Here is a 25776-nt window from a genome sequence, read left to right as displayed (position 1 = left end):
AAACGGCGCCATTGCGGCGCCGTGTCATCAAAAAGCGGGGACGGGTTTAGCCGGCCTTGTGCTGCTCGGCCAGATAGAGCCAGGTGTCGACCACGGTATCCGGGTTGAGCGACACGGAATCGATCCCCTGCTCGACCAGCCAGGCGGCGAAGTCCGGGTGATCGGACGGCCCCTGGCCGCAGATCCCCACGTACTTGCCCGCCTTGCGGGCGGCGGCGATGGCCATGGCCAGCAGTGCCTTGACCGCCTCGTTGCGCTCGTCGAACAGGTGGGCGATGAGCCCGGAGTCCCGATCCAGCCCAAGGGTCAACTGGGTCATGTCATTGGAGCCGATGGAGAAGCCGTCGAAGTGCTCGAGGAATTTGTCCGCCAGCAGCGCATTGGAGGGCAGCTCGCACATCATGATGACTTTCAGGCCGCGCTCGCCACGGCGCAAGCCGTTCTCAGCCAGTATCTCCACCACCTGCTCCGCCTCACCCAGAGTACGCACGAAGGGGATCATCACCTCGACGTTGGTCAGCCCCATGACATCCCGCACCCGTTTCATCGCCTCGCACTCGAGGGCGAAGCAGGGGCGGAAGCTGTCGGCGATGTAGCGCGACGCGCCACGGAAACCGATCATGGGGTTCTCTTCATGGGGTTCGTAACCACGGCCCCCCACCAGGTTGGCGTACTCATTGGACTTGAAGTCCGACATCCGCACGATGACCCGCTCAGGCCAGAAGGCGGCCGCCAGGGTAGCGATCCCTTCCGTCAGCTTGGCTACGTAGAACTCGCGGGGGCTCTCGTAGCCCGCGATCATCCTGGTGATGGTGGCCTGGAGTTCCGGGGTCTGCTGATCGAACTCCAGCAGCGCCTTGGGGTGGACCCCGATCATGCGGTTGATGATGAACTCGAGGCGGGCCAGGCCCACACCGGCATTCGGCAACTGGGCAAAATCGAAGGCGCGGTCCGGATTGCCGACGTTCATCATGATCTTGATGGGCAGGCGCGGCATGTTGCCCACCTCGGTCACCGCCACGTCAAAGTCGAGCTCGCCGTCATAGATGAAGCCGGTATCCCCTTCCGCACAGGAGACGGTGATGAGCTGACCATCCTGGATGTGGTCGGTGGCGTTGCCGCAACCCACCACTGCCGGAATGCCAAGCTCCCGGGCGATGATGGCGGCGTGACAGGTGCGTCCACCCCGGTTGGTGACGATGGCGGAAGCGCGCTTCATGATGGGCTCCCAATCCGGATCGGTCATGTCGGTGACCAGCACATCGCCGGGCTGCACTTCATCCATCTGGCTGATGGAGGAGATGACACGGGCCGGACCCGCGCCAATCTTGTGGCCGATGGCGCGCCCCTCGATCAGCACCTTGCCGGTTTGCTTGAGGGCAAAGCGCTCGAGGGTATTGGCTTCCTGGCGGCTACGCACGGTTTCCGGACGGGCCTGAACGATGTAGAGCTTGCCATCCTGACCATCCTTGGCCCACTCGATGTCCATCGGGCGACCGTAGTGCTGCTCGATGATGAGGGCCTGCTTTGCCAGGGCCATCACTTCCTCGTCCGTGATGCAGAAGCGGTTGCGCTCGGCATCGGTGGTGTCGACCACCTTCACCTGACGGCCATGACCGGCATCCCCGGAGTAGGTCATCTTGATAAGCTTGGAGCCCAGCGTCTTGCGCACCACGGCAGGGCGCCCGGCCTTGAGGGTCGGCTTGTGCACATAGAACTCGTCCGGGTTGACGGCCCCCTGCACCACCATCTCGCCCAAACCCTGGGCGCCGGTGATGAAGACCACGTCGTTGAAGCCGGATTCGGTGTCCAGGGTAAACATGACGCCTGAGGCAGCGAGATCCGAGCGCACCATGCGCTGCACCCCGGCGGAGAGAGCGACCCCCTTGTGGTCATACCCCTGATGGACCCGGTAGGAGATGGCGCGATCGTTGAACAGAGAGGCAAACACATGCTTGATAGCAGTCATGACGGCATCGATGCCGCGCACATTGAGGAAGGTCTCCTGCTGACCGGCAAACGACGCATCCGGCATGTCTTCCGCGGTGGCGGAGGAGCGCACGGCAAAGGATGCCTCGAGCCCCGTGCTCAGCTTGTCATAGGCCTCGCGTACCGCCTGCTCCAGAGCGGGCTGGAAGGGCGCTTCCACCACCCAGTCGCGGATCTGCTGACCGGCCCGGTTGAGGGCGGCGATGTCATCCACATCCAGACTGTCGAGCAGGTCATGGATCTTGCCGTTGAGGCCGCTTAACTCCAGAAACTCGTTAAACGCAAAGGCCGTGGTCGCAAACCCGCCCGGCACGGACACGCCGACCCCCGAGAGGTTGCTGATCATCTCGCCAAGGGATGCATTCTTGCCGCCGACGCGTTCAACGTCCTGCATACCGAGCTGTTCGTACCAGAGTACGTACTGTTGCATTTGCATGTCTCCAGGTTGGGGGGCCAGGGTGACAATTCACCTGCTGTGCCAAGTCGTGTGTTTTTGTTAGTGTCTGTTGCCAACGACCATGAAAACGTTTTCTATTTATTGTCAAAAAAATCCCCGAGCAAGAGTTGGGGATGGTCGTTTGACACAGGCATTCTACAATAGCGACACAAAAAGGTAACGACTCAGGTTTGCAAGCGAGTTCACAACTTGGGCATGGCAGATCTGTTGACAAAAACGATATGGTTTCGAGAGATACTTATTTCTCGCCGCCCCCTGGAGCGCACCACAGGAGTCCGCAGTGCACACCGTATTCTATGTATCCGACGGCACCGCCATCACCGCCGAAGTCTTCGGCCACGCCGTGTTGAGCCAGTTTCCCCTGGCCTTCGAACAGGTCACCATCCCCTTTGTCGAGACCCAGGAGAAAGCGCGCCAGGTACGGGCACGCATTGACGAGCAGTTTCGCCAGACCGGGGTGCGCCCCATCCTGTTTCACACCATCGTCGACCCCATGGTGCGTGAAGAGGTGCTCAAGGCCCAGGCCAGCAGCCACGATTTTCTCAACACCTTCGTGAGCCCTCTCGAACAGGAGCTCGGTATCAAGGCCGAACCCAGGTTGCACCGCACCCATGGCATGGAAAACCGCAAGCTGTACGACGATCGCATCGAAGCGGTCAACTTTGCGCTGGCCAACGACGATGGCATCACCACCAGGGAGTATGACGAGGCAGACATCATCCTCATCGGGGTCTCCCGTTGCGGCAAGACACCGACCAGCCTCTATCTGGCACTGCAATTTGGCATTCGCGCCGCCAACTATCCCTTTATCGAGCAGGACATGGGATCGCTGGAGCTGCCCGCCGCCCTCAAGGCCAATCGCCACAAATTGTTCGGCCTCACCATCATGCCGCAGCGGCTGCACGAGATCCGCAACCAGCGCCGCGCCAACAGCCGCTACTCCTCGCTTGATCAATGCAAACAGGAGCTGGCCAGCGTCGAGAGGCTGTTCCGCCAGGAGGCGATCCGCTTCCTCGATACCAGCTCCCACTCGGTCGAGGAGATCAGCGCCAAGATCCTGGAAGCGACCGGCCTTCGCCGCCAGCTCTGCTAACCTGCAAGGCTGCGACAGCACAACGCACCATGAGACAGAGGAGTGGCAAGATAACGAAACAGAAGAACAGGATGAAAAAATGATGCCAGCATCATCGCTGGCATCCCATCCCTCGCGGGGCAAGCAGGCTCAGGGCTTGTTGAGTTCCTTGTTGTTCATCAACATGCCGTGAAAATTAATGAGTCCCCTGCCCTTGCGGACTCGCTCGCTCAGCCAGCAGGCTGGCACCAGCCCCATCCCGGCAGCAAGGATGAGCACCATGGCGATGTGGTTCACCAGGTAATCCGCTCCCAACCAGCCCCAGACAACAAGGCTGCTCATCGCCATCGTCAGCAACATGGGGGATAGCCAGATCCCGAGCCAGAGCACGACCATCACCAGGCCACCCACAATACGCTCCATCATATGAGTCCCTTTTTATCAAAGGGCAAAGGAATCATAAAAACCAATTCGCGTCAACAGGCGCAAACCCATCCGAACACAAAACCAGCAATCACTCTCAAAACCCCTTTCCAGATCATGAAAAACCTGCATGGCGCACAAAACAGCAGCCAATGATGAGGAAAACAGGTGCATGGACGGTCGATTATCACTATTCTGCTCGGGTTGGTAGCCGCTACAAAAAACAGCCAGCGGCAAACCGTAACGATATAAATACGGATTTCGTCACGTTTTCGGCACAAGATGCCGCGCCAGGCAGAGGACGTGCTGTGGCTGACGGGACGCGAGCCGAGTGATTTCAGCGACGTAAGGAAGGAAGAATGGATCTTCAACAACACGGCGAGGAGCTCAAGCGCGGTCTGAAAAACCGCCATATCCAGCTCATCGCACTGGGCGGTGCCATCGGTACCGGCCTGTTCCTCGGCATTGCCGACACCATCAAGATGGCGGGCCCTGCGGTGCTGCTGGGTTATGCCATCGGCGGCTTCATCGCCTTCCTCATCATGCGCCAGCTGGGCGAGATGGTGGTGGAAGAGCCGGTTGCCGGCTCATTCAGCCATTTTGCCTACAAGTACTGGGGTGACTTCGCCGGCTTCGCCTCCGGCTGGAACTACTGGGTGCTCTATGTGCTGGTGAGCATGGCCGAGCTGACGGCAGTCGGTATCTATGTCCAGTACTGGTGGCCCGAGATCCCGACCTGGATGTCGGCGGCCTTCTTCTTCGTGCTGATCAACGCCATCAACCTCTCCAACGTCAAGGCGTTCGGCGAGATGGAGTTCTGGTTCGCCATCATCAAGGTGGTCGCCATTCTCGGCATGATTGGATTCGGCGGCTGGATGCTGTTCTCCGGCAGCGGCGGCCCCGAGGCCACGGTCAGCAACCTCTGGGCCCAGGGGGGCTTCTTCCCCAACGGCGTCGGCGGGCTGGTGATGGCCATGGCCTTCATCATGTTCTCCTTTGGCGGTCTGGAGCTGGTCGGCATCACGGCAGCGGAAGCGGACAATCCCGAGAAGAGCATCCCCAAGGCCACCAACCAGGTGATCTACCGCATCCTCATCTTCTACATCGGTGCCCTCACCGTACTGCTCTCCCTCTATCCCTGGGGCAAGGTAGTGGAAGGCGGCAGCCCGTTCGTGATGATCTTCCATGCGCTCGACAGCAACCTGGTAGCCAACGTACTTAACCTGGTGGTGCTGACCGCCGCGCTGTCGGTGTACAACAGCTGCGTCTACTGCAACAGCCGCATGCTGTTTGGCCTGGCCAAGCAGGGCAACGGCCCCAAGGCCCTGCTCAAGACCAACAAGAGCGGCGTGCCCCTGACCGCCATCACCATCTCGGCCGCGGCCACCCTGCTGTGTGTGCTCATCAACTATTTGATCCCGGGCAAGGCCTTTGGTCTGCTGATGTCCCTGGTGGTCTCCGCCCTGGTCATCAACTGGGCCATGATCAGCCTGGCGCACCTCAAGTTCCGCAAGGTGAAGGCCGCAGAAGGCGTCACCACCAAGTTCAAGGCACTGTGGAGCCCGTTTGGCAACTACCTCTGCCTCGCCTTCATGGCCGCCATCCTGGTGATCATGTACATGAACGACGGCACCCGCATCTCGGTCGAGCTGATCCCGGCCTGGGTCCTGGTACTCGGTATCGGCTATCTGCTCAAACAGAAGAGCCAACGCAAGCTGGCTACCAACCTGGGCTAGGCATCAAGCCTCCTCCAGCAAAAATGCCGGTCACTGACCGGCATTTTTTGATATCCAGGCTGCCAGATGCTGCTCGTCTTCTCATGGCTCGGATACCGGGATCAATCATCCGGACTATATATCCCCATCAAAGATCAAGGTCACCCTGCCTCGCCATGTGGAGCCGGGTTGGCGCAACATCGTCTCCACTGCAGGCTGTTCAACCCAGAAGTGCAGAGTAGAGCGCCGGGTGAACACAAAATCACTCACATCGAAAAAGGCAAGCCGACCACCAGGATGCAACAAGGCCTCTTTCACCTCGGCCCCCATCATCTGCAAACCGGGCAGCGTCAGCCTGGTTTCCAAAGGAACGACTTCTCCTCCCTGTGTATTACGAAGCCCACAGTTCATGCCAGCACGGTGCTCACAATCAAGCACCACCGTAATAGGCCCGGATGTTGTCAGGAAGAAGTCCAGATCCCGCCGCAAACGCGTTGGCTGCTGGCCACTATTGAGCCATTTGGCCCATCCCCCTTCAGGGGACAATACCAGTCGCTCAGAGCCCTCTGGGAACTGGAGCGAGAATGCATGTTCAACTGTCGCCTGTATCTGAATTGTCAGTTCACTATCCGAATAGGTCTCAGCGCCAAGATCAATGTGATCATTGTCACCAATGCTATAAGTCAACTCACCTTCATAAATTCCGTTATGCACTCCCATAGGAGAATCGATCTCCAGCTCATAACCGACACTGATGTCCGCGATCCGATAGACTTGGTCGACCGACACTCCGGTCTTTATTTTGCGGTGACATGTCTGCACATCGGACGGATATCCCCAACCAAACATGTACCAGGACGAATTGCCGACACCGACCCCTCGAGTACACCCCCCCTGGGGATTCAAGCCCGCCCCATTCCAGCCACCACCATGCATCTCACCGTTCACCCGCATGGCCACTAGGTTGAGGCGAAACGTGGCGGCAATTCGTTCTCCCGTTCTGCGGTCAAACAAGTGGATCTCTCGCGGTCGGGAATCGAGATGAGCATATGTGTGCTTCTTGATATCGTCCGAGCTGCTGACAAACCGTTTCTCAGCATTCAGAGAGGGGATAAGGATGCTGAACCCTCCTGCCGGACAATAATCCGGATAGGTTGAACAATATCCCGAAAGCGGTGTGGTATTGGTAAAACGTGTATGGCTGGGATTACTGATGCTGGGTTTGTATTCGGCCGTCAGTCGCAATGTCGCCGCATGAACAGAAAGACCAGTACACAGCAGCAGAAACACCAGTACCAGACGGACCAGGTTGATTGTCATGATGATATCCTACAGATTCGGGATGAGCTCACTGCCCATCTGAAAGAGCTCATGATCTTTATGGAGCCCAAGTTTATTGATGGCGGACTGTTTCTGGCTGCTGATGGTCTTGATGCTTCGGTTGAACTGGGTTGCAATCTCGCTGACGCTCATCCCTCGCAAGAAGCAGCGCAACACTTCACGCTCTCGCGGGGACAGAAGTGTCATCCCATCGAGCGCCAGTGGATTGTCCGGGGATTGAGACGATTGGAACATGGTCAACGCCATCTCAGGCTCGACATAATTCACCCCCTTTGACACCACACGAATAGCTTTTATCAGCTCTCCGCATTCAACGGATTTACTGATAAACCCAAGAGCTCCGGCTCGTATTGCTGCACTGACCTTCCCTCTGTTGTGCACTGCCGATATCACCAGAATCTTCAGGTTCGGGTAGGTTCGGTGGATCTGGGAGATCAGAGTCAATCCATCCAACATCCCCGGCGCCAACTCAAAATCCAGCAACAGCACGTCGATGGGTTGTAACGCCAGAGCCTCCAAAAGCTGCTGCCCATCGGTGAAACACCCGACAACCAGAAATTCAGGCCTCAGTTGCACGATTTTTCGTAACCCGGCCAATACCAGTGCATGGTCGTCCAATATCATCAATCGGACTACCTTCATGTGCTTTACTCTCTCTTTCATCAATTTCAGCTCTCTATCTTTGCACTGGATGTATGACATGACAGCGAACCGGCAAACAACACCTGCTCCTGACGATCTCTGGGTATGGGTAAGGTGATGCTGCAGCGCTCACCATCGGGTTGCTCAATCTCCACCTGCGGCGTATGCCGATGCATTTCCAGGGTGAAAATACCGTCGTGCTCGGTGACACTACGACCCGCATGGTTGACAACCCTTGCACCACCTAGTGGTAGGCCGTCCCTCCCCACGACTCTCCCCATGACGGTCACCGTCTCCATGACCCGAACCTGCTGGCGCGTCACCCCACCACGCCCCAGATGGTAATTCAGCTGTCGCGGTGAAATGCTCAATGCAGGGGCCTCACCACCAGGGAAATCAAGGTCCAATGCTCCTTCTTTCCAGGCGTCCACCGGGATGAAGTTGTTACCGGGCTTGAGCGTGATGCTGCCACGAGGATGATGAGCCAGCAGCCTTGCATTAGGATCATCCGAGATAACCTCGACAATCATGCCAGCCCCTCTGTTTGAAGTATCACGGCTCAACACCACCGCACCTCCGCCAGCCACGAGGGAGCTATTCAAATTAACACCTCCCGTCAATGCACCATCGGGACTGGATTGTCCCCACACACTGCCGGTGGCCTGAGAATGATCAAACCGGTTCCAGTTCCCTATCCCTAGCCCCTGGTTGTCCACGGTCAAGGTGGCGGAGCTTTCGGTAAAGGGCCCCCCCTCCCAACGCTGATTGACGGTACCGGACAGATAATGACTGCGCTCACCTCGTGAGTCCGTTCGGCTCCCAAGACTCAAGCTGCCGTAACGCTTGCTGCCACCAAGAGCAAAACTGGCGGTCAGCATGCCCCCTCGGTTACGCCGGACGCCATCTTCTTCATAGGGGCGATCAAACACCGATAGTTGCCAATTGATCTGGGTTTTCCCCAGAGGCTGGCGAAAATGCCAACCCAGGTCATATCCCATGCCGTTGTTGCCTGCACTGACTCGCGCCGTCACATTGTGGTTGTCCTGCACACGCTGATTAAGGGATATGCTGCTGTTTCTCTCCCTCACCTTGGCGCCATCCAGACTATCCCGTTCACTCCATTGCTGACTGTGGTTCGCAGTGAGGCTCCCCCCGTCATAGCGCCACAATGCCTGGGTAGAAAAACCCTGACCCGTCTCGCTGCTGCGATAAAGATTGCCAAACAGCTTGACGTCGCGGCTGGCTTCCCAGTCAAGGGACAGACCCAGCTGATTTGCAGAACCGGTTTGCTGCATGGCTACACCGCCAATCCAGCGAGAATCGATCAAATAGTTGACGCTTCCCCCCAGGGTCCACTCATCCTGTTGCGGATCACGGATATTGCTCAGCCATTGACTTTCGCGACCGGCAAAAACGTTGTAGCGCATTCGCTGAGCGGGATCGGCCCAGGCTCCCGGCTTGTGGACAGTCTCCTGGTTTTTGCTGATGATGTTCCCATTCTCGACAACCCTCACCTCCACGTCATAGATGCCACTTGGCAGCAAACTGGTATCCAGCATCTGCAAACCCGCGTTCAGAGGCTGGCTGCTGATGAGGACGCCGTCCCGGTAGACTTCAGCAACACTGTCACGATTCGCTGTCACATAGATGGGATAGAGGCTGACGCTCCCGCCCTGAAGTCGGCGTGTATCCGATGACCCCAACATCACACCAGCCATTGTCTGGGTGCGCCCGCCCAGGGTATAAGGTCGACGCAGTACCCCCTGGCTGTCCGGCGTAAACAAGCCGGTTCGCAGGTAATGCCCTTCCAGCTCTCGCTCACCATAAGTCGCTGTCAGTCGGTGATTGAGCTGGGAGCCATCGCTACGATCCACTTGACCCCGCCCAAGCAGGGTCCACTCCCCCAAGCCTGCTTCAAGGTCAAGGGACCAGCCCATGGCCGGTTCCTGCTCCTCCCCGCCACTGAAGTGAAACTGATTGGCCACGATCACCCCGAGACTCTGCTGCTCCGGCAAGGCATGCCACTGGGTTTCTCTCGTTTCTCCCATGTCGGTCAGCAGTGAGAGCTGGGCACTGTCCAGGTGATATGCAATGGCTGTCAGCTCAGCAGGGCAATCTTTCTCGCATTGGCCCAGGAGGATGGGTTTATCCAGCACTTTCGACCAACGCTGGCGCACGGTTTCCGGTAACGGGCTGTCATGCACATCGGTGAATGAAAGTAGGCGAACTTTGTTATCTGAGGAGAGCATTATCATGGCGTCACCGAGGACCTGGTTATCAAGTTGTACTCGTGCGGAGAGCGGGGTATCAAAGAAGTGCTCTCTAAATCCCTCAGGCAATGCTGCTACCTGCTCAGCAAGGGTGGGGGCTGACGTTTGTTCGGCCCCTGCATGAGAGACAAAGCCTCCCCCGAGGAGCATCACAGCTCCCAGAACGCGACGTAATGACATGAGAATGCTTACCTGTTGTGGGGGAAGGTGACCTTCCCCCATATCTGAACGTAATCGTGAATGGACGAAGATAATCAGGAGGCGCTGGCGTCAAACATCATGAGTACGGAACCAGAGTAGTTGCCCGGTACATGACCTTTCGAATCAACCGGCATGATATCGACGCTCAACCCTTTCTCGATGGCGGCGTCACTGGCGCTCAACACCTCAGTTGCATTGGCGGCACCGACATCAAGTTCGACACCACCGACTGCGATGGTAAGCGGAATATTGCCGCTGCCATTGATCTGGGCCAGAGTAGCAGGCGCATCCAGGTAAGCGTTGATACCGCCCTCAGTGTTCTTGGCTCGCAGGTTGACACTGGCAGGTCTGAGCACATCAGCGATCGGGTCATGGTTCAGCACAACAGGTCGGGAGTTCCAGTTACCATCCGGGACCACATAGAACGAGGAGGTCTGGATGGTGGTTTCCACATCGAAGTTCAGGGCGACAGGGTCTGCCTGAACGGTAGAGACCAGAGCGGCCAGGAGTGCAGATGCGAGAATGGTTTGCTTAATCATGGAATGATTTCCTTTAGTTTGGGTGGTTGTTACATCTGGCCGAATGCCAGATTTTTCTTGCTCTTTCCCTCAACGAGGGTGAACTGAAAACTTTTGCCTGCCTCTTTGGGCTGGGTCAGTGAAATACCGGGTCGCAAGTAGTGCACCTTGTGACCATGGCAATCCTTGAGCTTTGCCTTGCACTGTGCAAAAGCATCAAGCATGACCGTGCTGTTGCCCTTATTGGTGATCACCACTTTGCCAGGCTCTTCATCAATCTGGGTTTGATAACGCACGTTAGCGGGTCGCACGACCACAATAGCGCCATAACCTGCCATCATGTTGACGCCGACCTTGAGCCCGGCCTCATATTCCTGTTGCTCTGCGGCCGTCAGACCGAACTCTTTGCCTGTTTCCGGTATCACGGGAACATACCGAACACGGTAATAACGTTCCCGATCTCGCTCCCCAACGAATAACATTCGATTGGCCTGACTACCTGATGCTGGAATAATCATCCGAGCTGGGCTCACCAATAAGCCGACTCCCTTACCTTGCATCAATGCATCATTGTCAATGGGCTTCTCGACCGGTTTTCCGGCTGGCATAAAATCGAGTTCAAACGCCGATATACGCACATAGGCAGTACTGGTGCCTGTATTTCTGACCTGCTTAAGAATGGTATTTCGCTCCGGTTCGATAAAGTTGTGCATCGCTCCTATGTTAATAGCGGGGGATGCCATGGCTGAACAGGATAAAGCCAGCGTAGTGACTAAGGCGAATATGCTTTTCATTTCTTCTACCAAGTTAGAGATAGCTTTCGGCTATACATCGTGAATAAATCCGGTATGACACACTGCTGTGTCGATATGGGTGTATTGTGACTAGATGTATCCCACTCATAAATAAGACAACTCCTAAAAAACACTCTGCATATCAACCAGGGTATAGGAGCCAAACAAAAAAACCCAAAAACACATTAAAATTCAATAAATTACAAAAATAGGAACCATTCTGCTCATTCTTAACCTCCCCCCCACCTTCTAAGATTTTCATCATGGGAACAAATGCAAACACAAGCGCCACATGAAAAGCATACATATGATCATTTTGCGCCCAGCAATTAAGAAGAGAACATGACGATATGCCAATTGAAATTTCATCTCCTGCATAAGCGAGATATGGACAGCATCCCACCTTGGATTCTTTGTATAGATCCACATCAACTTTAAGAGTACTCCTATATCGCATTTTCTTTATTGTAGTAAAATTACACAACCAAAGACGTTAACACAGCACACCGACATGGTTGAAAATATGTATAGATTTTACAAAATAGCCATCCTGATATTAATAGCTGGTGCACTGAGCGCTTGTGAAAAAATAAGTTCCTCAACAACAGAAAGTACCCCTGAGAAACCCAATCCCAAACCTGAAATAATGACTCTGGCAATTGCGTTGACCGATACCAGTATTCCTGTCGGATTCAGTTCGAAGGCTACCGCAGAGTTAAAGCGAACTGACGGATATTCATTGGATGTTACCTATCATCCTGACATGGTGTGGGACAGCGCCGACCCCTCTGTCGCGTCAATCAATCAGTTTGGTGAAATTAAGGCCTTGAAAGAGGGTCAGACCACTATTAGCTATGTTGGAAAAGTCAACGGTATTGATTATGCGGCATCTTCCACAGTCGTCATCAGCAATGCCGTGGCAACCTCGTTGCAACTCACACCATCTATCACCTCTGTCCCCATTGGGTTTGAAGAGGAAATCAAGGCGATCGCGTCTTTTTCAGATGGCAGCATCAGGGATGTGACCCATGAAAGCAGCCTGACCATAACCCCGGAGGACGCAAGCATTGCCACCCTGTCTCTGGACAATAACAAGCTGATGATGACTGGCCTTGCTGAAGGCAAGACCGCCATTCATGCCACACTGACTGCACAAGGCGCCTTGGTCGAGACAACCGCAGCGCTGATCGTATCTGATCTGGAGATGGTCTCTTTGGCTGTGACCCCTGTTTCCGACATTATTATGCCGCAAGGGTTCGAGCAGTATTTCAAAGCCGTCGCTACATTCTCTGACGGCAGTGTCAAGGACATCAGCCAATCTCATACCCTTGTCTGGTCATCAAGCAACGAAGAGGTTGCCACCGTGGATAACCAGCATCCTTACAAGAGCCTGGTAAAGGCGGTATCGGTCGGGAAAGCTGAAATCCATGCCACCGTCATCGCCAACGGCGTCAGGTTAGATGACAGCGAATGGGTATCGGTCAACGATGCAGCCCTCACGGATATCGAAGTGACCCCCAACGTGGCCACCATCCCGATGGGATTTGAACACGCCTTTTCTGCGATTGGCGTGCTCTCTGACGGACAACGCATTGACATCACGCATCATCATGCTTTGCACTGGTCCTCGAATGATAACGATATTGCATTTATCAAGGAGAGTGGATATGCCGGAGTCGTCGTTGGCAATCATGCTGGGGAAACAGGCATCACAGCGAGCATTGAGATGAATGGGCTCCAATTGCATGCTAGCGCCAATCTGGTCGTTACCTCGGCAATTGTTGAGAGCCTGCAACTGACGCCTGCAGATATCCAGCTTCCACGAGGCAGCGAGGTACAACTGACCGCCACAGCCCATCTTTCCGATGGCACAACATGGGACGTCAGCGGCGATAGCGCACTCAGATGGGAAGCTACTGACTCAGAAATCGCCAGCATATCCAATAACAGGGAATCCAAAGGGGTTCTTACGGCTTCAATGCCCGGCACGACAGAGGTCAAAGCATCCCTGAGCAATAACGGAAAACAAGTCTTGGCATCAGTCCCCGTTACGGTCTCTGATGCACGCATGACATCACTCTCTATTATGCCAATTCAGGATCACCTTCCCATTGGCTTGAGTACCCGATTTACTGCCACGGCAACTTATTCTGATGGTAGCCATCGTGACATTACCAGGATGGGGCGACTGCATTGGTCATCCGATAACCTTCAAGTAGCCAAAATCGGCGCATTGGGAAATGTGATTGCTACTGGCAGCGGTCACGCGAATATCTCTGCGATGCTTATCATTGATGGACAGGAGCTATCTGCCACATATCATTTTTCGGTGATATCCGCCGTTGTGACAGACATTTTCATCGACAATGACACCTCTTCCGTTCCCTTGGGACTCACCATGCCCTTGATCGCGAGAGCCAATCTGTCTGATGGCAGCACCCTGGATATCACGAAAGACAGTATGACCAGTTGGCAGGTCGACCACCCAGAGATACTCTCTGTCTCAAACAGCGGTGAGCAGAAAGGGACAGCATTGGCAAAATCTGTCGGCAGCACACGCGTGACGGTAACGTTCTTTAGTGGCATCGCATTCCACGGTTCTGTCGATGTACACGTTGATGAAGCAAGAATTATCGGCATTGATATATCCCCTAGCGATCTGAATATTATGCCGGGTTGGTTCTATCAATATTCGACAGATGCCATTTACTCTAATGGGACCAAGCTCTCGCTTGATCCGGAAGAGCTTGAATGGACAGTGTCTGACGACGGTATCTCAACCATTGATAAACAAGGTAAACTTTCTGCATTGGCAACAGGGATGGCCTCTGTAACGGCCAGTTATCATGGCATGAAAGGCAATGGCATCGTAAAAGTGACACACGCTAGGCTCAGCGATGTCTATGGCTATCGTTATCCAATAGACGAAGATGGTCTCTATCTGGTTTCCAATAGTCATCAATTAATATTCCGCTGCGGCTTCATTGTTGATGCCCTTGGAACGCCGGAGCTGGGGCTTACTGGTGGCTCAGGTGGCACCTCACTCACCATAAACACCGAGGAAGTAACAAAAATCGATGTTGAATGGGGGTATTACAAGCACCAGGACAACATGATCGTCATCTCCAAGTTACATTTCTTTTATGGTGATGGCATCAGTTTTACCTGTGGCAACTCCAAAGATGTTGTTATCCAGGGCAGCGCAACCTGGAATGTTCCTGATAATGAAGTGTTGCGTGGTTTTGCCATCTCGGCAAACAGATATACTCATACAATCCAGTTTGCCTCCACAATAAAAGAGTAATCATCCCCCCTTCTTGATAAAAAACATCAAGAAGGGTTTTTTAAAAACGCCTCCGTACATCCCTCCGAATACAATTCACTTTGCTCCCGATCTATGCAAGCCACGATTATTGCTCCCTACCCACTTGAATGCACTTCTTGGCAGTTACAAAAACTCGGTTGAAAAAACAACGAGTTACAACTACACTCATCTTCAAAACGCTATTGACTTTTGTCTGTAAACATTAGCTGAATCTGGAGGGAACACATACTCAGGCCATGAAAAGATAAAAATGATGATGTAATAAGACATCAGTTTCAGGAATAAACTTTGGATGGTGCAACAATGGATGGTGCAAAGATGTCTCTATATAAAAGATAGGTAGTTTCATTCCCCCTCTTGGCCGGACTCGCTTCTTGCGGAGGGTACCCTGGTGATAATGATAGCTCTTCAAACGCGCAGAACACGCCACCACAAGCAATCAACGTCACAGTCTGAGGTGCTGCACTCCCCCCCATTGCTGGTGCAGGTAATACGGCACTGTACATCACAGGTGAATACTTAGATAAAGAGTCGGATATTGCCGACACTCATGAGTTCAAGTGGAAAAAAATGGCATCATCATTGACGGAGCTCATAGTGCAAAGCTGTTACTGACCGCAGACAACTACCAAATTGACGCCGAGTATATTGGTTGCATCACTCCCATTGCCAAAACCGGTGTTCGCCGCGGGAACGAAATATGCGCTGCAGCTACCAGTAGTCAGCCCACATCTCCAGCCATAAAAAAACCTGCGGCTACCATTTCCATCAGAAGCGAAGATAATCTTTTTTCCCAATACCGCTACTACCCTGGCGACAACTCAACATCAGGGAAGGAAGGAGAATCCCTCTTTGGTTGGATTATTTATCGGGATACTAGCCTCCCTGATTATGAACCATGTGAATCCGGTGCTGGTAAAGAATGCCAATTGACGTTAGCACCAGAAGATAAAAACAAGGTTACTTATTCTTGTGTTCAACCGCGTAACCAAGATGGAGTATGGGGACCTACTCAATGTGAAACACCAAATGGTAATTTACCCCCTGAATTCCAAACTGTTTCCATCATCGGTATAGCCCAACAAGGTCAGGTTTTGACCCTTGCCAAACGTTATTATGATGAAGATGGCGACCTGCCTGATAACAATAAAATTCAAAACAGCATCGAGTGGTATTCAGATGATACCTTGATTGCAACCGGCCAATCCACCTATACAGTAACTAAAGATGCTGCTGATTTGGTTTTTAAAGCGTGTATAACCCCATTCTCTGATACGACCAAGAACAGTAATGCTGTTCCTGAGGGTGTTAAAGTCTGTACAACCATAACAGGCTTGCCTTCAAACCAGGATACCAAACCCGATGCAACCCCGACGATCTCTGGCGTACCTCTCGTTGGCAATGTGTACAGATCTAGTTATCACCTGACACCGGCCTCAAACCGGTGTCTTGATTACGCTACTTTAGTACGCACTTCCTTCGGTATCAATTTCTGTAGTGGTCAACTAAATCCGGACACTTGGTTAGGCCGATCCTCGGCTTTTGCTGGCGCGATCCCGTCATTGTGTTGATGTGGACGCCGCCAGTTGTAGTAATCCATCAGGTAATAGCTGATATCCCGCTTCGTCTCCCGCAGGTTCATATATCCCGTTGTCGGGAGCCACTCTGACTTCAGGCTCCTGAACAACCGCTCCATCGGTGTGTTATCCCAGCAGTTGCCACGCCGACTCATGCTCTGGGTCATGCGATAGCGCCACAGTCGTTGCCGAAATGCCCGGCAGCCATATTAGCTGCCCAGGTCGGAGTGAAACAGCACGCCTGATGGGCAACCTCGTTGCTGATAGGCCATCTCCAGTGCTTTGATGACCAGCTCTGCATCAGGCTTATCAGACATCGCCCAGCCCACGACCCGCCGGGTATGAAGATCAAGCACCACTGCTAAGTAATGCCAACGAGCACTTGTCCAGACGTAGGTTATATCGCCACACCACACCTGATTGGGTTGTGGAACATCAAATTCGCGGGCCAGCAGATTCGGAATATCCGGTCGTTCAGAGCATGCAACCTTATAACGGTGTGCGCCCGGCTGTTTGGACGCCAGCCCAGCTTCCTTCATCAGGTTACGGACTTTGAATCGGCCAATCTGATACCCCAGCGCTCGCATCATCGACATCAAGGCGCGGCTGCCTGCGGAATCCCGGCTCTCTTTGAACAAACGGCGCAACTCGCTTCGTTGTTTCATCCGCTCACGGCTAATCGTCCGCTTGCGGGCTAAATAGTCGTAAAAGCAGGACTTGGGAACATCAAAAGCGCAGCAGACCAAGGTGATGGGGCCTGCTCCCTTAATCGGTCTATCAGCGCGTACGTGTGAACTCGTCCGCCATCAAGAGAGCCGTAGCCTTTTTTAGTATGTCCTTTTCGCGCTCGAGCGGTTGATACGGGCTTCCAGCTCCTGGATTTTCTGCTGCTCCGGAGTCAGCGCGTTGCTGATTGGGGTAGTGCCACAGCGTTCGGATTGGAGCTGTTGAACCCAGCGGCGAAGTACGGTTTCACCGACATCCAGCGAGCGGCTGGCTTCGGGGACTGAATACCCCTGGTCGATCACCAGGGATGCGGCTTCCAGTTTGAATTCGGCAGTAAATGAGCGACGCAATCTTGTCATTGAACACCTCAGATTATGGTGGCGACTCTACCACCTAAAATGGTGTCCGGGATGATTAAACCACTAAAATTGCGCTCTTTGGCGAGCTCTAGCAGGCTGAGCTTACGACGTGCTACTTTCTCGTTGGTGGTCATACGGTGACTCCAGATAACACGGTAGGGGTACCGTTTTGTTATCCGGTTTGAAGCCGTATGACCACTCCCTTTTGTGGGCAACGGTCAGGTGAATACCATCTTCATACAGGGATAGACAATATAGGAAAGACATTATAAGTTACAGATAGTTACGTGATCTCTCGTTGAAATGCTTTCCCATAGATGCGTTTTTGGGGTAACGATATGAAGAAACTAAAAATTATGACTTTGGATGACCATGCACTTATATTGAGAGGACTCAATGACATACTACTAACAGATCAATCATTAATCATGGAGGGGAGTTTTACAACAAGCAAAACACTCATCACTGCTTTGCAAAATAAATCGACTGATGTGGTTATAATGGATTTTTCTTTGTCTCCTGATGAAATGGATGGATTGTCGCTGATAAAATACCTGACCAATAAAAATCCTGCTACAGCACTCCTTGTTGTGTCTGCACACTACAATTGTGGATTAGTTATTCAAGCCCTAAGAGCTGGGGCGAAGGGCTTTATAGGAAAAAACTCAGACCCCAAAGAAATAACAAAAGCTGTACATTGCGTGGCAAAGGGGAACATCTACCTATCCCCTGAAATGAAAGCTGAAATTGAATCTATTGAAATGGAACTACCGCATAAGCCATATACTAACTCAACGCAAAATCGGTATATAAACCGGTTATCACCAAAAGAACATGAAGTAGTTCGTTGTATCATTGAGGGAATGAGCGTCAGCGAAATCGCTCAGAAATTTCATCGCAGCATTAAGACTATCAGCTCACAAAAACAATCAGCCCTGCGCAAGCTTGGGATAAAAAATGACCATGAGCTCTTTCTTATTCGCGAGGAGATTCGTTAGACGGGAGAAGCATGATGTGCGCTTGTAATTTTTCTTTCCATTCTTCTCCTTCCTCTATGGACATACCCTCCCCCTGACTCAGCCGCTTCTCAAGGAGCGTAGCCAAAGCAGCTAACTTGGTTAACCCTATCATCAAGGCCACGCCTTTTATACGGTGACTGTAATGATGCATTCGAGATTGATCTTTAAGCTCCACAGCAACGGTAAATTCTCTCAGATCCTCTTCCAGATATTCCCTTGCTCCAATAGAAGGCTGCACAATCAAGGGGGTTGAAACGGTAGTTTCGACATCTGCTTGACACCACCGTAAAAGAGTATCGGCCAGACTCTGTAACCTAATCGGTTTGAACAAAACATCATCCATGCCACTTTCTTGCGTCCGGATTAGATGTTGATTATCACTCATTGCTGAGATGGCGATGATTGGCGTCCGCTCACGCTCCATTCGAGACTCGAAAGCGCGTATCTTTCTTGCAACCATATATCCACTCATGTCTGGTAAATTGCAATCAAGTAATACTGCACTGTAATAGTTTTCTTCAGCGATGAGTCTCAGTGCTGCAAGTCCATTCTCTGCGACTTCACTATGACAGCCCATGACTTCAAGTTGATCCGTCAGCAATCGCTGGTTGACAGGATGATCTTCAACAACAAGGACAGACATTGATTCAGTGAAACGAGGCAGTGCTTTCTCATTGTTTTGGCTTTCAGACTCTTGAGGTAAACAGCGCTCAACTTGCAGGGTAAGAAAGACGCGGGTTCCTTCCCCTACTTGACTGGCCAACCTGAGACTCCCTCCCATCAAGTGAGCCAACTGCTGACAGATGTATAACCCCAATCCACTTCCACCATGTCGACGGGTCACAGAATTATCCGCTTGTTGCCATGCTTTAAAAAGCCTTCTCTGTTCTGACTGAGGGATACCAGGCCCTTGATCCTCCACACGAAAGACTAACACTAGAGATTTTCCTTCCTCTTCTTGCAAGTCTACCGCTAATACTACCTTCCCTTTTTCCGTAAACTTGATCGCATTAGAGAGTAAATTGTGCAAAATCTGCTTGAGGCGTTGAGAGTCCGTAATAACCCACATTTCATTTATTGGACAATCCAGTCGTAATTCCAATCCCTTTTGGATAGAACTAGGATAATGACTATCATAGACTTCCTGTAAAAAAGATTTTAGCTCGAAAGTTATCAAATTAAGAGAAAGCTGACCTGACTCTAGGCGAGAGTAATCAAGAATGTCATTTAGCAGCTCCATCAATCCTTCTGCAGAGGTTCGAGCCAGTGAGATATATTCTTTTTGATTTGAGCTTTCTGGTCGTTGTAATAACTCCAGTGAAGCCATCACGGCATTCATCGGTGTGCGGATCTCATGGCTCATTACAGCCAAGAAGCGAGATTTCTCTGCCTCACTATCCTCGGCACGCATACGAGCCTGACGGGCCTGATATAATGCGACACTCAAAATAATAAGGAATACGATCAATAATGCTGCTTCACCGCTGTAATAATAGAAGATTGTACTAACAGGGGGCATCCCCAATTCAAGCTCATCAATCCAGCGTTTAAATATTGCATCGGTCTGCTGAGCACTGAGTGAGATAAGGACCTTATTCAGAATACTATGTAATTCTGGATGCTCTGCGCTGACCGCCATGTGCACGCCAGTATATGCCTCTGGCGGGTATCCAGCTATTGCCAACGTTGTTGTAAAATATCGCTGTAAAAGAGGCCTGATACTTAACTCTGCTCCAAGAGCTGCATACGCCGCTCCTGTTTTGACTGCCTGCAACGCCTGCAATCCATCGTCATACTCCATCAATCGGATGTTAGGATGTTTTTTATGCAACCAATCTCGATAGAATGTTGTCTTTTGAATAGCCAGGGTGCGACCTTCCAACTGGCGTAGCGCGTAAACGCTGGGTTTGTCCGTTTGCGTCACCACTAATGCACTAACAGTCACATATGCATCTGTCAGTGTCCATTTTTTCGAGAGACTGGAAAATTTAGGAGATACCGCCGGAATAACCCAGACAGGTGATGATGCCAAGGAAGGAGGGGTTTGTTGGCTTTCAACAAAGGTCAGTCCTGTCAATTCTGTAATCACGTCAAGGTAATCTCTGACAAGCCCAACATGCCTGCCATTACGATGGAAATCGACAGGCCAAGTACCATTAGACTGATAGACAATCACTGGATGTTCACTGATCCAATGGTGTTCCTTCTCACTCAACAAAAGAGCGCCATGGGCCACATTGGTGACAAGATATGAACATATCAACCAAATTTTGGTCATTTTCACTCTCATCCTTGACTACCCTCTATGACTTGAACTCGATTAATCATGGCCACGACTTCTGTGAGTTTCAATATTGTCTATCTTAAAGACAAAAAGATAAATAAGAGCATTCCCATATACGACCATTGACTTCCATTCTTTCACAAAGGAAATAAAAACCCGAGGGGTTGCCTCGGGTTTGAGTGATAGACAAAGGGGCTGTGTTATTCCAGCAGGAAGACGGCTTCAACATTGTCAGTGATGCTGATCTGCTGCTGTTGATAGCTGTTTTCCATCATGTCGGCGGCAGGGGCTGCCGCGGCCTTCATGGCACGGGTATAGACCGGCATGGGGGAACTGTTGCGGTATTCGACGCTATACACCTTGCCAAGCTTCATGCCGAAAGCCTTGGCCAGGGATTCCGCCTTGCTCGTGGCATCAGCGACAGCACCAAGCCGGGCTTGCTCCTTGATGACCTGTGGTGACTTCAGGCCGTACTCTATCTGGGTCACGGACTCCAGACCCGCCTTGAGGGCGGTATCCATCAACTGGCTGAGTTTGTCGAGTTGATAGAGTTTGACGGCCAGTTGGCGCTGGGCACGGTAACCCACCATTTCAGGCTGCTTATTCTGGGGATACTGATACTCGGGGGAGATCACCAGGTTGCCCGCCTCGACGTCGCTGCGCTTGATGCCCAGGCTCTCCAGCTGGCCAAAGAAGGCAGCTACCTTGGTATCTACCTGCTGTTTGGCCTTGATGCCCTGCTTCTCCAGTGCCGTGACGGCGACATTGAGTGTCAGCATGTCTGGTTCGGCCTTCTGCTCCGCATAGCCACTGACGACCAGATGGGGAGCCTGGGGAACCTCGATGGCAAGCAAGGGGGCACTGACAACCAGCGCGGACAGGGTAAGAAGGGGACGCCACATAAAAAAAACCTCCATCGTTTAGATGGAGGTCATTATGCATGTCGTCGATTGGGATTCATATATCGTGTGTCGGCGGGATCTGGTCCAGCACCTGATTGGTCATGTCGATATTGATGCTGATTTCCCCTCCTCCTGAATTGCCATGGCTTGTCATCACGGGAGCAGGCGCCTGGCTGCCAAACAGCGATTCATCCTCAAAGTGGAACGAATCCCACGACAGAACATGACCTTGTGATGGCAGATTCGGCTCGGACGTCGTCACGACGGCCAGCGCCCCCCAGTCAAGCTCCTCACCGTGGCTGAGCAGCCCCTGCAAGGAGGTATCACTCAGGCTCTGCAACGAATACTCCTGCTGCCCCCACTCATGGCCGACCAGCACCATCATGTGGGGCAGGGGCGCATCCTCTGCTGGCGTAAAGCTGATACGAGAGGCGGCAAAGTCCACATTGAGCAACCCCGCCACCTCACCATCTTCGCTCTCCAGCTCCAGACCATTGAGCGTGTCACCTGTCATCGTGGCCTGATAGCCAAAGCGGCCGGTGCAGACGATATTGTCCTGCCCGTTCCAGCTGTAGCGAATGCCGTCGATGTCGACCCAGTTGAATGACTGCATGGTGACCCTCTCCTGATACTGCAGCTATCTTATCTGCCCACTCCGTCAAATAACAGGGGCCGGGCACATCCGGCCCCCATACCCTGCTTACGGATCGACCTTGAGGTTGCCCTGATCCAGCAGATCCTGAATGATCTGCAAATTGGATTTACCGGCCGTCAGATCCACATTGTCAAAGAGGATGGTATGAGTCGTGGTGCCACTTCCCGCCCCATCGAGATCAATGGTTAGGGTCGACTTGCCACTGCCCGGACCAGAAGCAAAGGTAAGGTAGTGATCCAGTGTGCTCGCATCGGCATGCTCACCACTGAGCAGTTCACTCAGGTCCAGGACATCTCCATTGGCCCCCGTGGTGAAGTCTTTGATGGTATCCGTGCCTCCTGCATCACCTGCCATCCATTTGAAGGTATCCTTGCCAGCCCCACCAGTCAGGGTATCACTGCCGGTACCCCCAATCAGCAGGTCGTCGCCCCCACCACCACTCAAGATGTCGTTACCTGCCAGTCCGCTCAAGACGTTGGCATTACCATCGCCGGTCAGGCTGTCGTTGAACATGGACCCTACCAGATTTTCCATGTTGCTCAGGCTGTCTGTCCCTGCCCCTCCGGTATTCTGACTGGCACCATTGACTGTGACCGTGACCCCAGCAGCGCTGTCGAAGTAACTGGCCGTATCATTGCCGTTGCCGCCGTTCAGGGTATCGTTGCCAGCGCCACCGATCAGGAGATCATTGCCCTCACCACCATTCAAGGTGTCGTTACCGAGTCCTCCAAGCAGGATATCGTTCCCGGCATTGCCGTTGAGCGTATCGTTTCCAGATCCCCCAATAAGGATCTCGTCGAGATAGCTCCCGGTAAGTGTCAAACCGCTCTGCACATCCACATACACCTTGGCCGTATCTGTGGTCGTGCTATTGGTGTAGTTGAACGAACCCTCGTAAGAGTTGGGAGTCGCATTGCCGGAGGTATCATCAAATGTTACCGAGCCTGCATTGTCTGTGACGGTCCCTCCAACGGCTCCCGAGACGCCCGTGATCATCTGGGTCGCAGCCAGAGGCCCGGTGTCATTGGCAAGCAGAGCCCAATCCGGAATGGTCGCCGGGTCCTGGTTGGTGATGATAAAGTCATCACGAACCACGGTAGGACCGACCGCCGGGTTGATAACGATGGACAAGGTGCTGGACGCAGTATCCCCATCGTTGTCTATCACACTGTAACCCACGACCTGGTTTATCCCCCCGACCGGAATGGATGACGGCGGAGTATAGGTGTAGGCGCCGTTGTCCATGTCCACCTTGAGGATGCCGCCTGCAAGTGTAATGGTCCATTCGTTGGTCGTTGTATTGAAGGTCCCGGCTGATGTTCCTCCCGAGACGCCAGCGGAGTCCGTCTTCTGGTTGTAGGTATAAGTCACCCCCCCCACGGTAATGGCATTGAGCCAGCCACCGTCGGCCCCAGCACTCGCCGCTACCCCGTTGATAAGTTGTCCTGCCAGGGGCGGAGCTACCACGGTGCTCAAAAGAGTCGCGGTCAGTTGGCTGAAGTCAGTCACCACCACTGCGGTGGTATTTGCCGGGCTGGCACCACTGACCCCGTTGTAGGCAATGGGATCCAGTGCAGACTGAGTCGCTCCCGAGCCCATCCCGAGCGCGTACGAATTGATGTTGTTCGCCGTCAAGAAATCGGCCCAGTCCTTGGTTTCACCGCTCAGTGTCGTGCCGTCACCATCGATCCCGTTCCCACCGCCAAGCGAGTTGTTGCCATCAGGAACTGTGGCGGGGGTACCGCTCAACGAGTTGGCATTTGGCAGACCATCCGACATGAAGTAAGAGACATTTTGCGCATTAGCGAGTCTACCTGTATCGCCAAAGGCTTTGATTGCCTCGTTCAGTGCATCATCGTAGTTGGTCGAGTCCGTGGGGGTAAGGCCAAGGATGATGGCCTTGGCTACATCGACCGAGACCCACACCCCGGTCGGATTGGCGGCTGAAGTGGAGAAGGTCACGATATTGACCATGACGCTGCCGTAGGCGCTGTATTTGTCCAGCAGCTCCAAAGCGGACTTTTGCATCACCTGCATCCGAGTCATGCCTTGATAGCCCGATGGATCACCCATACTGCCGGAGATATCGAGGATCAACATCAGATTCGTGTTCTGCACCTGAGTCGCCTGGCCTGCATTGGTAACAGCATTGGCAATGGGGGCATCATCGCTGATCACAACCTGCAGGTTACCCGTGCCACTGTCGCCACTGGCATCCGTAGCGGACACGACGAAACTCGGACCATTCGCTGTATCACTGTTGCCTTGAACGTTGTGAGTCAGCACATTGTCTTTGAGCGTGTAGGTATAGTTCACCGTGTAGACACCGGCTGTGGGGCCGCTGACACCGGTTACCGTCAGCATTCCTTCCGTATTGTTGATCAAGGTCTGACTGCCGCCACTGGTCAAGTTGTAAGCCTGCCCACCGATGGTCAAGGTAGTCAGATTTTCCCCCTGGGTGTTGATGGTGAAGCTGCCATTGAATATCTCCGAATTACCACTGGCAGCCGTCCCCTCAGGCAGTCCCTCCTCATCAACCGTCGCATTGCCGATGGTCAATACAGGGACACGGGTATCCTGAGCAATATTGATGGTCAGAGTTGCCGGATCCGTATCACCATCGCCATCTTTGAGCGTGTAGGTAAATACCTCCGAGGCCCCCACGGGAACCGATGCCGCCGTGAGCGTATAACTGTATTCGCCATCCAGCCCCATGGTCAGCGTCCCATACAGCCCGGTCACGGTGAATCCACCGGCAGGATTACTGTCTGAATTGCCGTTCGAGCTCACGACCTGGCTGATTGCCGCACCATCCGCCCCCATGACGTCCACCCCGGCACCGGCTGTGCCGCCGATGGTACCCGCCCCGGTAATGACATTCCCCGTCACTGGAGTGAACACACCTTCAGTAGCACTGTCAGCATCATCGTTGGCCGTCGGCACGTCGTCCACGATCTGCACGCTCAGGGTGTTCGAGGCCGAGTCACCGTCGCTGTCCACCAGGCTCACCGCGAAGTCTTCGAACAGGCTGTTGTTGCCGTTCGCCGTCGGGTGCGCCTCGTTGTCGTTCAGGGTGTAGCTGTAGCTCACCAGCCCGGTCGCCGGGTTGTACCCGGTGATGGTCAGGGTATTGCCCAGCGGCGTGGTCACCCCGCTCAGCGGGAAGCCCGCCACCACCCCGTTCACCACGATGTTGATGCCACCCACGCTCAGGGTCTTCACCCCGTCCGGCGCGCTGATGGTGAAGTCCCCCGTCACCGTGGTCGACTCCTTGCTGCTGTCCGACCCCGCCGACTCATTCGCGCCGCGGGTCGCCAGCAGGTCGTCTTCGTACACCTTCGCATCCCCGCCCTCGCCCTTGGGCGTCAGGTTGGTGATGGTCACCCCGTCATCGTCGTTCTTGATGGTCAGGGTCAGGGTCGCCGTGCTCACGTCTCCGTCCGCATCCGTCAGGGTGTAGGTGAACACTTCGCTGCCCACCCCGCCCCCGGTCAGCGCCTTGAAGTC

17 protein-coding genes and 1 pseudogene are annotated in these 25776 nt (G+C 53.4%); 5 read left to right on the top strand and 13 right to left on the bottom strand.

Features of this window, described 5'->3' with window-relative positions:
• Positions 1 to 46: 46 nt before the first annotated feature.
• Positions 47 to 2419: a phosphoenolpyruvate synthase gene (ppsA, locus tag AB5Y53_RS04110; RefSeq protein WP_368181177.1), complete on the bottom strand. Its 2373-nt coding sequence runs from the start codon at positions 2417 to 2419 to the stop codon at positions 47 to 49.
• A 307-nt stretch (positions 2420 to 2726) separates the two neighbouring features.
• Between ppsA and AB5Y53_RS04105 the strand changes: the two genes are divergently transcribed.
• Positions 2727 to 3539: a pyruvate, water dikinase regulatory protein gene (locus tag AB5Y53_RS04105; RefSeq protein ID WP_010675153.1), complete on the top strand. Its 813-nt coding sequence runs from the start codon at positions 2727 to 2729 to the stop codon at positions 3537 to 3539.
• Positions 3540 to 3668: 129 nt separating this feature from the next.
• Here the strand turns inward: AB5Y53_RS04105 and AB5Y53_RS04100 are convergent, their stop codons facing one another.
• Positions 3669 to 3944: a hypothetical protein gene (locus AB5Y53_RS04100; protein ID WP_081000923.1), complete on the bottom strand. Its 276-nt coding sequence runs from the start codon at positions 3942 to 3944 to the stop codon at positions 3669 to 3671.
• 356 nt (positions 3945 to 4300) lie between these two features.
• Between AB5Y53_RS04100 and AB5Y53_RS04095 the strand changes: the two genes are divergently transcribed.
• Positions 4301 to 5677 carry an amino acid permease gene (locus AB5Y53_RS04095; RefSeq protein WP_010675155.1) on the top strand — a complete coding sequence of 459 codons (1377 nt, stop codon included), beginning with the start codon at positions 4301 to 4303 and terminating at the stop codon, positions 5675 to 5677.
• Between the two features lie 114 nt (positions 5678 to 5791).
• Here the strand turns inward: AB5Y53_RS04095 and AB5Y53_RS04090 are convergent, their stop codons facing one another.
• The 5 genes from AB5Y53_RS04090 to AB5Y53_RS04070 form a co-directional block, all read right to left on the bottom strand.
• Positions 5792 to 6976 carry a hypothetical protein gene (locus AB5Y53_RS04090; protein ID WP_368181176.1) on the bottom strand — a complete coding sequence of 395 codons (1185 nt, stop codon included), beginning with the start codon at positions 6974 to 6976 and terminating at the stop codon, positions 5792 to 5794.
• Positions 6977 to 6985: 9 nt separating this feature from the next.
• A complete protein-coding gene (locus tag AB5Y53_RS04085) occupies positions 6986 to 7639 on the bottom strand; it encodes a response regulator (protein WP_368181175.1) in 654 nt (217 codons plus the stop codon).
• A gap of 26 nt (positions 7640 to 7665) precedes the next feature.
• The gene (locus tag AB5Y53_RS04080) at positions 7666 to 10089 is read right to left on the bottom strand and encodes a TcfC E-set like domain-containing protein (protein ID WP_368181174.1); all 2424 of its coding nucleotides are present in this window, start codon (positions 10087 to 10089) and stop codon (positions 7666 to 7668) included.
• A gap of 74 nt (positions 10090 to 10163) precedes the next feature.
• Entirely contained in the window at positions 10164 to 10649 is a 486-nt protein-coding gene (locus AB5Y53_RS04075; RefSeq protein ID WP_368181173.1) for a CS1 type fimbrial major subunit, read from the bottom strand.
• A 29-nt stretch (positions 10650 to 10678) separates the two neighbouring features.
• On the bottom strand, positions 10679 to 11422 hold the full coding sequence (locus tag AB5Y53_RS04070; protein WP_368181172.1) for a hypothetical protein: 744 nt from the start codon (positions 11420 to 11422) through the stop codon (positions 10679 to 10681).
• Between the two features lie 511 nt (positions 11423 to 11933).
• Here AB5Y53_RS04070 and AB5Y53_RS04065 point away from each other — a divergent pair.
• Both AB5Y53_RS04065 and AB5Y53_RS04060 read left to right on the top strand, forming a co-directional pair.
• Positions 11934 to 14726 carry an Ig-like domain-containing protein gene (locus tag AB5Y53_RS04065; protein WP_368181171.1) on the top strand — a complete coding sequence of 931 codons (2793 nt, stop codon included), beginning with the start codon at positions 11934 to 11936 and terminating at the stop codon, positions 14724 to 14726.
• 581 nt (positions 14727 to 15307) lie between these two features.
• Positions 15308 to 16318, top strand: coding sequence for a hypothetical protein (locus AB5Y53_RS04060; RefSeq protein WP_368181170.1), 1011 nt, complete (start codon positions 15308 to 15310; stop codon positions 16316 to 16318).
• Here the strand turns inward: AB5Y53_RS04060 and AB5Y53_RS04055 are convergent.
• Positions 16249 to 17409 (bottom strand): annotated as a pseudogene (locus AB5Y53_RS04055) (IS3 family transposase). The gene AB5Y53_RS04060 and the pseudogene AB5Y53_RS04055 overlap by 70 nt on opposite strands.
• Before the next feature lie 8 nt (positions 17410 to 17417).
• Positions 17418 to 17543 carry a hypothetical protein gene (locus AB5Y53_RS04050; RefSeq protein WP_368181236.1) on the bottom strand — a complete coding sequence of 42 codons (126 nt, stop codon included), beginning with the start codon at positions 17541 to 17543 and terminating at the stop codon, positions 17418 to 17420.
• 204 nt (positions 17544 to 17747) lie between these two features.
• Between AB5Y53_RS04050 and AB5Y53_RS04045 the strand changes: the two genes are divergently transcribed.
• Positions 17748 to 18407: a response regulator gene (locus AB5Y53_RS04045; protein WP_368181169.1), complete on the top strand. Its 660-nt coding sequence runs from the start codon at positions 17748 to 17750 to the stop codon at positions 18405 to 18407.
• Here AB5Y53_RS04045 and AB5Y53_RS04040 read toward each other — a convergent pair.
• The 4 genes from AB5Y53_RS04040 to AB5Y53_RS04025 all read right to left on the bottom strand — a co-directional run bounded on the left by AB5Y53_RS04040 (position 18385) and on the right by AB5Y53_RS04025 (position 25749).
• Positions 18385 to 20706, bottom strand: coding sequence for an ATP-binding protein (locus AB5Y53_RS04040; protein ID WP_368181235.1), 2322 nt, complete (start codon positions 20704 to 20706; stop codon positions 18385 to 18387). The two genes, AB5Y53_RS04045 and AB5Y53_RS04040, sit on opposite strands and share 23 nt — an antisense overlap.
• Before the next feature lie 206 nt (positions 20707 to 20912).
• Positions 20913 to 21614, bottom strand: a complete 702-nt coding sequence (locus AB5Y53_RS04035; RefSeq protein ID WP_010675156.1) for an SIMPL domain-containing protein — start codon at positions 21612 to 21614, stop codon at positions 20913 to 20915.
• A gap of 55 nt (positions 21615 to 21669) precedes the next feature.
• On the bottom strand, positions 21670 to 22227 hold the full coding sequence (locus AB5Y53_RS04030) for a hypothetical protein (protein WP_010675157.1): 558 nt from the start codon (positions 22225 to 22227) through the stop codon (positions 21670 to 21672).
• 87 nt (positions 22228 to 22314) lie between these two features.
• Positions 22315 to 25749 carry a beta strand repeat-containing protein gene (locus AB5Y53_RS04025; protein ID WP_368181168.1) on the bottom strand — a complete coding sequence of 1145 codons (3435 nt, stop codon included), beginning with the start codon at positions 25747 to 25749 and terminating at the stop codon, positions 22315 to 22317.
• Positions 25750 to 25776: the final 27 nt, after the last annotated feature.

The sequence above is a fragment of the Aeromonas sp. R7-5 genome (assembly GCF_040908015.1).
GTDB lineage: Bacteria > Pseudomonadota > Gammaproteobacteria > Enterobacterales > Aeromonadaceae > Aeromonas > Aeromonas caviae.
Note: the sequence above shows the minus strand (reverse complement) of the source record. Positions and strands in the feature narration are given on the sequence as shown.

Excerpts from the sequence above, each read along its gene's own strand:
- AB5Y53_RS04080 (WP_368181174.1), bottom strand. The coding sequence starts at position 10,089 with ATGTCATTACGTCGCGTTCTGGGAGCTGTGATGCTCCTCGGGGGAGGC.
- AB5Y53_RS04050 (WP_368181236.1), bottom strand. The coding sequence starts at position 17,543 with ATGACCACCAACGAGAAAGTAGCACGTCGTAAGCTCAGCCTGCTAGAG.
- AB5Y53_RS04095 (WP_010675155.1), top strand. The coding sequence starts at position 4,301 with ATGGATCTTCAACAACACGGCGAGGAGCTCAAGCGCGGTCTGAAAAAC.
- AB5Y53_RS04065 (WP_368181171.1), top strand. The coding sequence starts at position 11,934 with ATGGTTGAAAATATGTATAGATTTTACAAAATAGCCATCCTGATATTA.
- AB5Y53_RS04035 (WP_010675156.1), bottom strand. The coding sequence starts at position 21,614 with ATGTGGCGTCCCCTTCTTACCCTGTCCGCGCTGGTTGTCAGTGCCCCC.
- AB5Y53_RS04045 (WP_368181169.1), top strand. The coding sequence starts at position 17,748 with ATGAAGAAACTAAAAATTATGACTTTGGATGACCATGCACTTATATTG.
- AB5Y53_RS04030 (WP_010675157.1), bottom strand. The coding sequence starts at position 22,227 with ATGCAGTCATTCAACTGGGTCGACATCGACGGCATTCGCTACAGCTGG.
- AB5Y53_RS04040 (WP_368181235.1), bottom strand. The coding sequence starts at position 20,706 with ATGACCAAAATTTGGTTGATATGTTCATATCTTGTCACCAATGTGGCC.
- AB5Y53_RS04085 (WP_368181175.1), bottom strand. The coding sequence starts at position 7,639 with ATGAAGGTAGTCCGATTGATGATATTGGACGACCATGCACTGGTATTG.
- AB5Y53_RS04070 (WP_368181172.1), bottom strand. The coding sequence starts at position 11,422 with ATGAAAAGCATATTCGCCTTAGTCACTACGCTGGCTTTATCCTGTTCA.
- AB5Y53_RS04100 (WP_081000923.1), bottom strand. The coding sequence starts at position 3,944 with ATGATGGAGCGTATTGTGGGTGGCCTGGTGATGGTCGTGCTCTGGCTC.
- ppsA (WP_368181177.1), bottom strand. The coding sequence starts at position 2,419 with ATGCAACAGTACGTACTCTGGTACGAACAGCTCGGTATGCAGGACGTT.
- AB5Y53_RS04090 (WP_368181176.1), bottom strand. The coding sequence starts at position 6,976 with ATGACAATCAACCTGGTCCGTCTGGTACTGGTGTTTCTGCTGCTGTGT.
- AB5Y53_RS04075 (WP_368181173.1), bottom strand. The coding sequence starts at position 10,649 with ATGATTAAGCAAACCATTCTCGCATCTGCACTCCTGGCCGCTCTGGTC.